The organism is Leptolyngbya sp. O-77, from assembly GCF_001548395.1.
GTDB lineage: Bacteria > Cyanobacteriota > Cyanobacteriia > Elainellales > Elainellaceae > Thermoleptolyngbya.
This window is the reverse complement of the sequence record NZ_AP017367.1, coordinates 2,229,000-2,241,530: the sequence shown is the minus strand read 5'-3', so window position 1 is coordinate 2,241,530 and position 12,531 is coordinate 2,229,000. Positions and strand designations below refer to the sequence as shown.

Genomic DNA, 12,531 nt, shown 5'->3' with positions numbered 1-12,531 from the left:
TGCCAATGCCTATTGCCTTGTTGCCAATAAAATAAGCCCACACCATCCCACCACGAAAAAGCGCCTCCCGCAGGAGGCGCTCAGAGAGAAGCTAATCAGACAGACTCAGCAACAGCGAAGCCGAAGCTAAGCCACAGCCAGAATTAGCCATTGATTTGAGGGGCAACCAGAGCCACAGGAGCAGCTTCGCCAGCAGCCAAGTCGAGGGGGAAGTTGTGAGCGTTGCGCTCGTGCATCACTTCCATACCCAGGTTGGCGCGGTTCAGGATGTCTGCCCAGGTGTTCACCACACGACCTTGAGAGTCGATGATGGACTGGTTGAAGTTGAACCCGTTCAGGTTGAATGCCATCGTGCTGATGCCCAGCGCCGTGAACCAGATGCCGATCACAGGCCATGCACCCAGGAAGAAGTGCAGCGAACGGCTGTTGTTGAAGCTGGCGTATTGGAAGATCAACCGACCGAAGTAGCCGTGAGCAGCCACGATGTTGTAGGTCTCTTCTTCCTGACCGAACTTGTAGCCGTAGTTCTGCGATTCAACTTCGGTCGTCTCACGCACCAGCGAGGAGGTCACCAAGGAACCGTGCATAGCGGAGAACAGGGAGCCGCCGAACACGCCTGCGACGCCCAGCATGTGGAAGGGGTGCATCAGGATGTTGTGTTCTGCTTGGAACACGAACATGAAGTTGAAGGTGCCGCTGATGCCCAGGGGCATCCCGTCGGAGAAGGAGCCTTGCCCGATCGGGTAGATCAGGAACACTGCGGTTGCGGCTGCAACGGGGGCAGAGTAGGCAACGCAGATCCAAGGACGCATACCGAGACGGTAGGAGAGTTCCCACTCACGTCCCATGTAGCAGAATACGCCGATCAGGAAGTGGAAGACGACGAGCTGGTAGGGTCCGCCGTTGTACAGCCACTCGTCGAGAGAGGCGGCTTCCCAGATGGGGTAGAAGTGCAGACCGATGGCGTTGCTGGAAGGAACCACTGCGCCGGTGATGATGTTGTTGCCGTACAGCAGGGAACCTGCAACGGGTTCACGGATGCCGTCGATGTCCACGGGGGGAGCAGCGATGAAGGCGATGATGAAGCAAGCGGTGGCAGTCAGCAGGGTGGGGATCATCAACACGCCGAACCAGCCTACATACAGGCGGTTCTCGGTGCTGGTCACCCAGTTGCAAAACTGTTCCCATACGCTTGCACGCTCGGTGCGTTGTAGGGTAGTCGTCATTGCTAATGAGTCCGTAAAAACTACAAGTGTGTTTGTAGAAAATGAAACAGCTAGGGTTGATTGCCTAACCTGTGTATAATCCTAAACTTTTAGTTGCGTTTTGTAAAGCAAATCTTGGATTTACTTAAGATTTCTAACGGTAGCGATGGGGCGCTGCGCTGCTACCAGGGCAAACATGACCGAATGACAAGGGTTTCAAGAGCCTAAGCGGGCGATCGCCCCCCATCCCTGTCTGTTACAAACCCTCGTTACATTGTCTGGAAGTGCCTCAAACTGCCTGTTGCTGGCAGATCTACCGGGCGGCCGCGAATTGATAGACTTTTGGATGAGCCGTGGTCGTCACTACGGGAGATAACAAAAACTGGGCGTTCGGCGGGTTTTGACCGTCTGCGCTAGATGAGAAACTTTTGGGAGGATTATGAACATTGCGGTGGTGGGCCTGAGTCATAAAACAGCCCCAGTAGAAGTTCGAGAAAAGCTGAGCATCCCCACGCCCCAAACCGAAGCGGCGATCGCCCAGCTTTGCAGCTATCCTCACGTCGAAGAGGTCGCCATCCTCAGCACTTGCAATCGGCTGGAAATCTACATCGTTGCCAGCGAAACCGACAACGGCATCCGCGAGGTCACTCAGTTTCTCTCGGAATACGGCAAGGTGCCGCTGCAACACCTGCGCCAGCACCTGTTTGTGCTGCTGCACCAAGACGCGGTGATGCACCTGATGCGCGTGTCGTCGGGGCTAGACAGCCTGGTGCTGGGCGAGGGGCAAATTTTGTCGCAGGTGAAGCACACCCACAAGCTAGGGCAGCAGTGCAATGGCATTGGGCGCGTGCTGAATCATCTATTTAAAAAGTCGGTGGAGGCGGGCAAGCGCGTCCGCAGCGAAACCAGCATTGGCACGGGCGCAGTATCCATTAGTTCTGCTGCGGTCGAACTGGCGCAGATCAAGGTGCAAAACTTGGCTGCCAGTCGAGTTGCAATCCTGGGCGCAGGCAAAATGGCGCGATTGCTTGTGCAACATCTGCTGTCGAAAGGGGCCCACCGAATTGCGATTGTGAACCGTTCGCTGTCGGGTGCGGAAGAATTAGCCAAGCAATTCCCCGATGCACACCTGCAACTGCACACGCTGGATGAAATGGGCGCAGTCATTGCCGACTCTGACATTGTGTTCACTAGCACAGCCGCAACGGAACCACTGTTGAATCGAGCCAAGCTAGAAGTCATGATGGAACCGGGTCAGCATTTGATGCTGTTCGATATTTCCGTGCCGCGCAACGTAGATTCGGATGTCAACGATTTGCCCCATGTCCATGTCTTTAATGTGGATGATCTGAAGGCGGTTGTGGCGCAGAACCAGGAAAGCCGTCGCCAGATGGCGCTGGAGGCTGAAGCACTCTTGGATGAAGAGATTGAAGCCTTTAACAACTGGATGCGATCGCTCGAAACTGTCTCCACAATTAAGTGTCTGCAAGACAAGATGGAGAGCATCCGCACCCAGGAGCTTGAGAAGGCACTGTCTCGCCTGGGCCCAGAGTTTGCCGACAAGCACCAGGGCATTATCGAAGCGCTGAGCAAAGGGATTATCAATAAAATCCTGCATGATCCGATGGTGCAACTGCGGGCGCAGCAAGACATCGAGGCGCGGCGACGGGCGATGGAAACCCTGTGTACGCTGTTTAACCTGGAGTCTGAAGGGCAGTCGAGCCAGCAATTTAGCTAAGCGCTCTTCACTTGCGCCAGTCGCCCGGAGTGCCGCCCAAGTTGCGGGCGATCGCCCTAGTGTTGGCCACCATCATAGCCACATAGCTCTCCGCACCACTACCCGGCCCGCCGATGGAGTCGGCATAGAGTTTTGCGTCTGCCAGGGGCACGCCTGCTTCCTCTGCAACGGTATTAATCAGCCGGGGATTAATCGCAGTTTCAGCAAAAATCGCGGGCACATTCGCCGCTTTCACTGCGTCTGCCAGCCGTTGCAGGGTTTGGGCGCTGGGCTGTTCTTCGGTACTAATGCCGATTAGCGTGCCCAGCACCGTCAACCCATAGGCTCTAGCGTAGTATTGAAACGCATCGTGCGTCGTTACAAGCTGGCGCTGGCTAGGCGGAATGGTCTGGATTTGCTGCATGATCCAGCTGTCCAGCGGTTCCAGCGTGGCAACCAGGTCGGCGGCATTTTGGGTAAAGATGGCTGCATCCTCCGGCGACAGGCGAATTAGCTCATCTCGAATCGCGTTCACCATTTGGATGGCATTTTGAACATCGCCCCAGACATGCGGATCGGGTACGGTGCTGCCTTTTTCCGCTAGCTCCAGCGGGGGCACGACTTCGCCCACTGCGACCCTGCGCCCCTGCACGCCGACCGACTCTGCCAGTCGGATCAGCCCCGGCTCCAGGTTATAGCCGTTGTATAAAATCAAGTCCGCGTCTTCTAGCCGCTGCGTGTCGATGGGCACGGGTTCGTAAACATGGGGATCATCTCCGGGCTTGAGGATGCTGACCAGGGCGATCGCCTCGCCGCCGACCTGCTGCGTCAAATCTGCCAGGATCGTGTTGGTCGCCACAACGGTTGGTTTTTCAGAATCCCCTGTTTGCACTGAAGCGGTGCGGCAACTGCCTGCCATCCAGCCAAGGGCGATCGCCCCCAAAACGGCAGCCACTCCCCGCCGCCCCAGTGTCCAGGAAAAAATCTGCGTCCCAGGGTTTTGCATCACTCGCTACAGTACTTTCATAGTCTTTTCATTTTTCACTCTACCTGACTTTCATAATCGATTCATAATTTCGGGTATGATGATTCCAGAGGCTTTTCATAATTGCCTCATAATTTTGTTTCTCATTTGTTTTTCTCATTTGTTTTAAGTCACGTTCTATACGCCTTTGCTGGATGTTTCTTCTTGAGGTTTGGCAAGGCGAGACATTCAACTTTTCGGAATATTTGCCCATCTCTGAACCTCTCAAACTCCTGACTTCCATGACTCGCCTCATCATCGACCATCTCACCGTGAACTACCGCGACACCCAGGCCTTGCGGAATATCAACCTGACGCTGGAATCGGGGCAACTGGTGGGCATCTTTGGCCCCAACGGCGCGGGCAAAAGCACGCTGATCAAAGCTGCACTAGGGCTGATTCCGACGGTCACGGGGCGAGTGCTGTGGGGCGATTCGAGTAGCGATGCTTCTGGGAATCGCCCCCTTAACCACCAGCTTGATCGCGTCGCCTACGTACCGCAGCGATCGCAAATTGACTGGAGCTTTCCGGCAACAGTGTGGGACGTGGTGATGATGGGTCGCACCCAAAAAACGGGCTGGTTTCAGCGCTATTCTGCGGTTAGCCGCCGCATTGCTGCCGCTGCACTGGAGCGCGTGGGCATGGCGGCCTATGGCGATCGCCGGATTGGCTCTCTCTCTGGCGGGCAACAGCAGCGCGTATTTTTAGCACGAGCGCTAGCCCAAGAAGCCGACCTGTTTTGCTTCGATGAACCCTTTGTCGGCGTGGATCAAACGACGGAAGCAGTGCTGTTCCGCATCTTTGGCGAGCTTGCAGCCGACGGTAAGCTTGTCCTGGTGGTAAACCACGACCTAGGCGAGTCGCTTGCAAACTTTGACCAGATTGTGTTGCTCAACCGTGAACTGATCGCCGCCGGCCCGCGATCGCACGTCCTCACGCCCGAAAACCTGCGCCGCGCCTACGGAACCTCGGTTCAGTTCTTCTCGCAAGCCGCATAATTGCGTGTGCATCTGCCTTGCGATCCCTGCCGTCAAACCCCAACGCCTCACCCCGTCCACCTGACCCGTTTCAAATGTGGGATTTCCTGCTCGACCCGCTCAGCTATAGCTTTATGCAGCGATCGCTCTTGGTGGCGGTCATCGTCGGGGTCATTTGCTCGGTGGTGGGCAGCTATCTGATAGTGCAGCGACTGTCGCTGCTGGGCGATGCCATTAGCCACTCGCTGCTGCCCGGATTGGCGATCGCCTTTTGGCTGGGCATCAATATCTACGTAGGCGCGTTTGTGGCAGGGGTGCTGAGTACGGTGCTGATCGCCTGGATTCATCGGCGATCGCCCATCAAAGAAGACGCAGCGATGGGAATCGTCCTATCGTCCTTTTTTGCGCTTGGCATCACGCTGATTACGCTAATCCAAAAAGAAAACAAGATTGACTTAAACCATTTTCTATTTGGCAATATTCTCAGCGTTACGCCAGGAGAAGTCCGCGATATAGCCCTGATTGCCGTGCTGGTGCTGGCCTGCGTGGTGCTGCTTTACAAAGAGCTACTGTTCTACAGCTTTGACCCCCTGGGGGCGCAAGCAGCAGGACTGCCCGTGAACTTGCTGAACCTGGGGCTGATGCTACTGATCGCGCTGACGGTGGTGGCCAGCATGAAGGCCGTCGGCGTAGTGCTAGTGCTGGCGCTACTGATCACCCCAGGGGCGACGGCCTATCTCCTCGTACCGCGATTTCATCAGGTCATGGGGCTGGGCACTCTGCTGGGCGTGGTTTCCAGCATCAGCGGCATGTACCTCAGCTATTATTTCAACCTGCCTTCTGGCCCGGCGATCGTCTTGGTGTCCTCGGCTCTGTTTTTCCTCGCGCTGCTGTTTAGCCCCAGCCAGGGCGTGTTTACCCAACCGCGAACGAGGACAGGCGGCGAGTCGGGACTGTGGCGTGAGATAAAAGCACTGTGGAGTGGGCTAAAGTCTCGATAATTAGCAACAATAGTTAGCAGTACACCTGTTCATCCGGTTTGGGCAACTGACTCCTGGCTTTCAGCCTAAACCGCAGATCCAGCTTAGAAAATTGGTGAAAATTGTTGCTGCGGATTGGTTTCTCCCAAGACAGTTCTGGAAAGTGTCTGGCTGGATAAAATCTGCTGCATCAGTCCTCTTACGATGCTGTTCAAGAACCTGAATCGTAAACCTGAATCGTAAGGAGAGAACAGCAATGACGAAGGCAAAGGATTTGATGGTTTCCCCCACGCACAGTTCTGCCTGGGTGTTTCAAACGTGGGCAGCATTTATCATCTCGCTGGGAGCGACGAGCCTGGGGATTTGCTACTTACCTGTCAATGGCTGGGTGAAGGCCTACTTTGGCATGGGGTTGGCCTTTACGGTCGGATCTACCATCAGCCTGTCGAAAACGACCCGCGATATTCACGAAGCGCAAAAACTGGCATCACGGGTCGATGAGGCACGGATAGAGCGGCTGCTGGTGGAGCATCATCCACTGAAATAGTCTGTCAGGAACCGTTTGCTGGGTGAAAAGCAAACTGGGTGAAAGGCAACCCACAAGGGCAAAGCCCGGAGCGAGGCGAAGGGATCTTGCTCCGGACTAGATTTTTGTCTTGATGGGCAATTTCGATGATTCGCGGACTATTCGCGGATTATTCGCGGCCAATTCCAATAATCCAGGTGCCAATATAGCGACGGAGGGGCACGTCACCCGTCGCCCGAACCAGCGCATTGAAATAGAAGGTGCCACCGTTCCGGGGATTCCGCACGTTTGACAGAACGATCTCTACACGGGAACCCGCCGGAACTGGCTCGGTGGGGTAAATCGTAATTTCACGAGTTTCGCGATTCCAGATCACTTCATTCAGCGGAACCGAGTTTCCTCTCACCCGCAGTTCAATCCGATTCTCGTCGAACGTGCCCTGGTAGGTATCGGGATAGGTCACCGTAAACTCGTACACGTCTGAGCGCATCTTTTGGCGAGAAATCCGCAGGCGGTATCGATCTGTCTGAAAAGGTCTGCCGTTGAAGTCCAACCGATAGTTCAGCTGATTTTCACGTTCTACACCGCTGAAAATCACCAGGCCCGGCAGTCCTTGTGCATGAACTACAGGAGCCAGTCCTGCTGCTACACATCCAGACACTGCCACTGCCGAAAGCATTCGGAGAATTGAGGACTTAGACACCATAGCTGACACCATAGCTCTGCGTTTGAGTAACATGACTTCTCGAACCATCACTAAACTTTACCGTTTAATGCTCCTCTCAGGATACACTACGCTTCTCGGATTCAGGGGCGGAGGCATCAGAACACGGAACATCAGGCACTCCGGACGCACAGCTTGCTGAAAAAGTGCCCTGGCGAGGTAGCCATATTTCTCTTGGGGCAATGCGCTTTGAGAGCGGGTGCAGGATTTGCTTTGGGCGATCGCCCTCGACCGACTTCCTAAATATCTCGACCGACTTCTTAAATATGTTTAATCCAGATATGTTCAAATATTTCAAAAAATATTTCAAAACACATCCAGATGTTTACATTCTTTCCAGAACCCCTGGAGTTTTTATAGGCTAGAGGGTGAGTGCTTCTTGGCGCTTGTGTTTGGGTTGATGATTTGAGTAATCACAAACTGAGTAATCATCTCATGAGGAGAAAATTTCATCGTTCACAAGTGATCCATAAATTAACCTGAAGATGAGCCAGTTCCGGTTCGGAAGCTTGTAGGATGCAAGTTGAAGTTTGGTGAGTTGCGAGTCAGCAAGTTGTAGGGCACCAGGCTCATTGCAAAACCCTAAAAGTACTAGTTGCTAAGGTGATAGTTGAAAGGGCCAATCGAAAGGTGCTTGTTTTTGGGTATGAGGTCGGTGCAGTCCTGATTGGGTGCTGTCAATCTGTTCGGAGTGGCGCAGCGCAATTTCAGGAAGTTGAGCAAGGGATTGAGGTGAGCCAAGCTGTAGCCTGTGAAGCGCTCATGAACTGTGTGGTTTGTATGGGTCACTTGGTTGCTACTAGAGTTTATCTTCCCAGCTTTAAGTCATGCTTTCAGTTTTGAAGTCTAGATTAGAAACCAGTCATTAAAATTGCAAAAAATTGCAAAATTTCATTCTGAAAATTGCATTCTGATTGCACGGAGGGGTTGCGTCTGAGTTTTTAATTCAGCGCATTTTTTGTGAGGTTTTCAGAATAAACAGCGTTTACTGAATCGTGTCATCCAGGAGAATGAATGAAGATAGCAGTTGCAAAGGAAATTGAAGTTGGAGAACGTCGAGTTGCGCTTGTGCCCGATGTGGTTGGGAGACTGGTGAAACAGGGCTTGGAAGTGTGGGTCGAAGCGGGAGCAGGCGACCTATCTCATTTTTCTGATGCAGCCTATGAGTCTGCCGGAGCGCAGGTTTTGAACGATGGGGCGCGGCTGTGGGGCGAAGCAGACGTGGTGCTAAAGGTGAGTCCGCCGCGAGAGCGAGAAGATGGACAATCCGAAATTGACCGGCTGCGTCCTGGTGCAGTGCTGATTAGCTTTTTGAACCCGCTGGGGGAGCCGTCCCGAATTCAGCGGCTTGCTGAGCGAGGGGTCACAGCAATCAGCATGGAGATGATCCCCCGCACCAGCCGCGCCCAGAGTATGGATGCGCTGTCGTCCCAGGCGGGTGTGGCGGGTTATCAGGCGGCGCTGCTGGGTGCGGCAGCGCTACCCAAGTTTTTCCCGATGCTGACGACGGCGGCGGGGACGATTCCACCTGCAAAGGTGTTTGTGATGGGGGCGGGCGTGGCAGGCTTGCAGGCGATCGCCACCTGTCGCCGTCTGGGGGCGGTGGTGGAAGCCTTTGACATTCGCCCAGCGGTGAAGGAAGAAGTGCAAAGCCTGGGGGCGAAGTTCGTTGAGGTGAACCTGGAAGAGGATACCGTGGCTGAGGGCGGCTATGCCAAGGAGATTTCGGAGGCGGCCAAAGCGCGATCGCGCCAGGTCATCACCGAACACGTTAAACAAGCTGATGTGATTATCACCACGGCTCAAGTGCCGGGCAAAGCTGCGCCCATCCTGCTGACCGAGGAAATGGTCGCCCAGATGAAACCTGGCTCCGTAGTGGTTGATTTGGCGGCTGAGCAGGGCGGCAACTGCACCTGCACCGAACCGGGCAAAGACGTGGTGAAAAACGGCGTGACCATTATGGGCCCGATTAACCTGCCGTCGTCGTTGCCCATTCACGCCAGCCAGATGTATGCCAAAAACCTCACCTCGCTGTTGCAACTGATGGTGAAGGACGGTGAACTGCTGCTCAACTTTGAGGACGATATCATCGCCAGCGCCTGCGTTGCCTACGGGGGCGAGATTCGCAATGAGCGCGTGAAGGCAGCGCTGGCGGCGGCGTGTGAAGGCGTAAGGGGATGAGGGGGATTCAGTTCCGAGTCCCTGTCCTCCTATGCTCCACAACTCCAGCAACGGCTCCAGCAATTTTTAGTAATACGGGAGAAAACGGCATGGCAGACAGTCTAATTATGGGACTGGTGGTGTTTGTGTTGGCTTCGTTTGTCGGGTTTGAAGTGATTAATAAAGTGCCGCCGACGCTGCACACGCCGCTGATGTCGGGTTCCAACGCGATTTCTGGCATTGCGGTGGTGGGGGCGCTGCTGGTGGCCGGCAGCGGCAACGGAACGGTGACAACGGTGCTGGGGGTGGCGGCGATCGCCCTGGCCACCGTCAACGTGGTCGGCGGGTTTCTGGTGACCGATCGGATGCTGCAAATGTTCAAGAAAAAAGAGGCACGGCGCTCATGAACAACACCCTCGATAGCCTATTGCTCAATGGCATCCAGCTTGCTTATTTAGCCGCAGCCTCACTGTTCATTGTGGGTTTGAAACAACTGGGATCGCCCGCCACAGCCCGACGGGGGAACGTGCTGGCGGCGGTGGGGATGCTAGTGGCGATCGCCGCCACGCTGCTAGATCGCGGCATTATCGACTACACGCTGATTGCGGTGGGCATCCTGATTGGCTCGGCCGTGGGCGTGGTGATGGCGCAGAAGGTAGAAATGACCGCCATGCCCCAAATGGTGGGCTTGCTCAACGGCCTGGGGGGCGGCGCATCGACCCTGGTGGCGATCGCAGAATTTTGGCGACTGATGGGCACAGGCGAGGCGCTGCCTTTGGGAAGCGTGCTGACGATTATCCTCAGCGTCTTTATCGGTGGCATCACGCTCACGGGCAGCTTGGTCGCCTTTGCCAAGCTGCAAGAGTTGCTGAGCGGCGTGCCGATTATCTTTCCGCTCCAGCGGTTTGTCAGCATTGGACTCATCGGTCTGTTTTTGGTGGGCAGCGTGCTGCTGATTGCAGAACCGAACGATCCCACCATCTTCCTAGTGCTGGTGGGCATTTCGCTGATTCTGGGCGTGCTGTTTGCAATTCCCATCGGCGGTGCAGACATGCCCGTGGCGATCTCGCTGTTGAACTCGTTTTCTGGGCTGGCCGCCAGCGCGGCTGGTTTTGTCTTGTCCAACAACATGCTGATCATCTCCGGCGCACTGGTGGGTGCGTCGGGGATCATCCTGACGCAGATTATGTGCAAAGCGATGAACCGATCGCTGCCCAACGTCCTCTTTAGCGCCTTTAGCAAGGCAAAGGAAAAAGCGGCGGGTGGTGCAGCAGGGGCGATCGCCGACAAGACGGTTCACTCGGTCGATACCGAAGAAGCGGCGATGATGCTGGGCTATGCGCGGTCGGTTGTCATCGTTCCTGGCTATGGCATGGCGGTGGCCCAGGCGCAGCACGCCGTTCGGGAACTGGCTGACCAGCTAGAGCGGCTGGGCGTAGACGTGAAATATGCCATTCACCCCGTTGCCGGACGGATGCCCGGTCACATGAACGTGCTGCTGGCAGAGGCCAATGTGCCTTATCCCCAGCTTTACGACATGGACGCGATCAACCCTGAATTCGAGCATACCGATGTGGCCCTGGTGATCGGCGCAAACGACGTGGTGAACCCTGCCGCTGCCCACGACACGGAAAGCCCAATTTACGGAATGCCGATTTTGGAAGTGGAAAAGGCAAACCACACCATCGTGATCAAACGCGGCATGAACAAAGGCTTTGCAGGTGTCGAAAACGAACTGTTTTATCAGGACAAAACGCTGATGCTGTTTGGCGGCGCAAAGGATGTCGTGATGCAGCTTGTTGCTGGCGTAAAGGAACTCTAGTCCGGGTTGTAGGGCTAGGGACTTAAGTCTTGGAAAGCAGAGAGTGGCTGTGTTTTAGCCTGTCGCCTTTTGCTTTTGCCTTGAATCACTCAACCCAGTGTGGGAAGCTGAACCACGGCTCTCCCACATTTTTTCTTGCTCTATAGCTTTTTTCTTGCTCTATAACCGCTGCTAGCGAACCCAAGTGCCTCGATGCCCTTTAGCCTTGATCGGTTTTGTAACGCGCTTCCGGCGATCGCCCATGCCAACGTTTCCAGTCCCCCAGATCTGGCGGGGCTAAGCGTTCAGGTCTACGAGGTGCTGGATTCCACCAACCGGGCCGCCTGGGCGCATTTGGCGCAGCATCCCGCAGATGAGGTCGTGGTCATCGCCGAACAGCAGCAGGCAGGGCGGGGGCAGTGGGGGCGGCAGTGGCAGTCACCTCCGGGTGGCTTGTATCTGTCCTGGGGCTTTCGTCCGTCGCTGCGAGCAGAACACGCGCCCCAGATTACCCTGTGGAGCGCTTGGGGTGTGGCGATCGCCCTGCGTCAGGCGGGTGTACCCGTGCAGCTTAAGTGGCTGAATGACTTGGTGGTGTCGGGTCGCAAGCTAGGGGGCGTGCTGACGGAAACGCGAGTGCAGCAGGGGCACATCAGTCAGGCTGTGGTGGGCGTGGGGCTGAATTGGGCGAATCCTGTACCGGAACCGGGTATTAATCTGAACACGCTACGAGATCAGGGATATGCCCTGAAAATTGCGTCCCTAGAAGACCTGGGGGCGATCGCCCTGCAAGGGCTGCGGTTAGGATACGCATCCTGGCAGCGGCGTGGCATCGAGGCACTGCGAAGAGAATACGAGACGCTGCTGAGCAACCGCGGGCAGACAATTACCCTGGTGGGGGATGCTGAAACCCCTGGTGAAACTGTAGAAATCGTAGGGGTCGGCTTAGACGGGCAACTGTGCGTCCAGGCGAACCATGCCTCTGGGCTTTCAGAGCGTCTGTTGCCCCCTGGCAGCATCCAGTTGGGCTATCCAGCGGGAACTTGTTCTGAAGACTGACGGTCTAAGGCGGCGGGGCGATTGCCCGACTTTTTCTGAGCGATTGCTCTGGCGGATGAAGAATTTCCAGGGTGCTGTGGTTCTGCCGGTTTTCGGCGACGATTCGCGCTGTTCATCAGAAAAGTGGGCAACCTGTATAGGCGGCACTGGGAAATGACATAGATTTCGATAGATTTCGCTGTGGGGATTGGCGGAGTGAAGCAATCTGAAGCTGGGTCAGGCAATACGCAGGAATTCTGGCACTCCCAGCCGTCCGTAAAGCATCCCGACGACAGCCATGCCGCTCTGCTCTATGTTAAGAAAGGACAATATTGGTTTCCTTGATACGAAATTTATATGAATTGATGAAGTCGTCATC

12 protein-coding genes are annotated in these 12,531 nt (G+C 55.4%); 9 read left to right on the top strand and 3 right to left on the bottom strand.

Annotated elements, in window-relative coordinates; all coding sequences use genetic code 11:
- Nucleotides 1-143: 143 nt before the first annotated feature.
- On the bottom strand, nt 144-1,226 hold the full coding sequence (psbA, locus tag O77CONTIG1_RS09595) for a photosystem II q(b) protein (protein WP_068510112.1): 1,083 nt from the start codon (nt 1,224-1,226) through the stop codon (nt 144-146).
- A gap of 418 nt (nt 1,227-1,644) precedes the next feature.
- Here psbA and O77CONTIG1_RS09590 point away from each other — a divergent pair, with 418 nt between their 5' ends.
- The gene (locus O77CONTIG1_RS09590; protein ID WP_068510110.1) at nt 1,645-2,943 is read left to right on the top strand and encodes a glutamyl-tRNA reductase; all 1,299 of its coding nucleotides are present in this window, start codon (nt 1,645-1,647) and stop codon (nt 2,941-2,943) included.
- Nucleotides 2,944-2,950: 7 nt separating this feature from the next.
- On the opposite strand, the gene O77CONTIG1_RS09585 is transcribed toward O77CONTIG1_RS09590, so the two are convergent.
- Nucleotides 2,951-3,928 (bottom strand): metal ABC transporter solute-binding protein, Zn/Mn family, encoded by a 978-nt coding sequence (locus tag O77CONTIG1_RS09585; protein ID WP_068510107.1) that lies wholly within the window; start codon nt 3,926-3,928, stop codon nt 2,951-2,953.
- 260 nt (nt 3,929-4,188) lie between these two features.
- Here O77CONTIG1_RS09585 and O77CONTIG1_RS09580 point away from each other — a divergent pair, with 260 nt between their 5' ends.
- From O77CONTIG1_RS09580 to O77CONTIG1_RS09570, 3 genes are all read left to right on the top strand, one after another.
- The gene (locus O77CONTIG1_RS09580; protein WP_225894730.1) at nt 4,189-4,944 is read left to right on the top strand and encodes a metal ABC transporter ATP-binding protein; all 756 of its coding nucleotides are present in this window, start codon (nt 4,189-4,191) and stop codon (nt 4,942-4,944) included.
- Between the two features lie 17 nt (nt 4,945-4,961).
- Nucleotides 4,962-5,924 (top strand): metal ABC transporter permease, encoded by a 963-nt coding sequence (locus O77CONTIG1_RS09575; protein WP_317134236.1) that lies wholly within the window; start codon nt 4,962-4,964, stop codon nt 5,922-5,924.
- A 235-nt stretch (nt 5,925-6,159) separates the two neighbouring features.
- Nucleotides 6,160-6,450, top strand: coding sequence for a YiaA/YiaB family inner membrane protein (locus O77CONTIG1_RS09570; RefSeq protein WP_068510103.1), 291 nt, complete (start codon nt 6,160-6,162; stop codon nt 6,448-6,450).
- Nucleotides 6,451-6,598: 148 nt separating this feature from the next.
- Here the strand turns inward: O77CONTIG1_RS09570 and O77CONTIG1_RS09565 are convergent, their stop codons facing one another.
- Nucleotides 6,599-7,147, bottom strand: coding sequence for a DUF2808 domain-containing protein (locus O77CONTIG1_RS09565; RefSeq protein ID WP_225894729.1), 549 nt, complete (start codon nt 7,145-7,147; stop codon nt 6,599-6,601).
- Nucleotides 7,148-8,167: 1,020 nt separating this feature from the next.
- Between O77CONTIG1_RS09565 and O77CONTIG1_RS09560 the strand changes: the two genes are divergently transcribed.
- From O77CONTIG1_RS09560 to O77CONTIG1_RS26775, 5 genes are all read left to right on the top strand, one after another.
- Entirely contained in the window at nt 8,168-9,334 is a 1,167-nt protein-coding gene (locus O77CONTIG1_RS09560; RefSeq protein ID WP_068510102.1) for a Re/Si-specific NAD(P)(+) transhydrogenase subunit alpha, read from the top strand.
- An 89-nt stretch (nt 9,335-9,423) separates the two neighbouring features.
- The gene (locus O77CONTIG1_RS09555) at nt 9,424-9,720 is read left to right on the top strand and encodes an NAD(P) transhydrogenase subunit alpha (protein ID WP_068510100.1); all 297 of its coding nucleotides are present in this window, start codon (nt 9,424-9,426) and stop codon (nt 9,718-9,720) included.
- Nucleotides 9,717-11,135: an NAD(P)(+) transhydrogenase (Re/Si-specific) subunit beta gene (locus tag O77CONTIG1_RS09550; protein ID WP_068510099.1), complete on the top strand. Its 1,419-nt coding sequence runs from the start codon at nt 9,717-9,719 to the stop codon at nt 11,133-11,135. Before O77CONTIG1_RS09555 ends, O77CONTIG1_RS09550 begins: the two co-directional genes overlap by 4 nt.
- Before the next feature lie 192 nt (nt 11,136-11,327).
- Nucleotides 11,328-12,173, top strand: coding sequence for a biotin--[acetyl-CoA-carboxylase] ligase (locus O77CONTIG1_RS09545; RefSeq protein ID WP_068510097.1), 846 nt, complete (start codon nt 11,328-11,330; stop codon nt 12,171-12,173).
- A gap of 195 nt (nt 12,174-12,368) precedes the next feature.
- Nucleotides 12,369-12,497, top strand: a complete 129-nt coding sequence (locus tag O77CONTIG1_RS26775; RefSeq protein ID WP_286132643.1) for a hypothetical protein — start codon at nt 12,369-12,371, stop codon at nt 12,495-12,497.
- Nucleotides 12,498-12,531 lie beyond the last annotated feature (34 nt).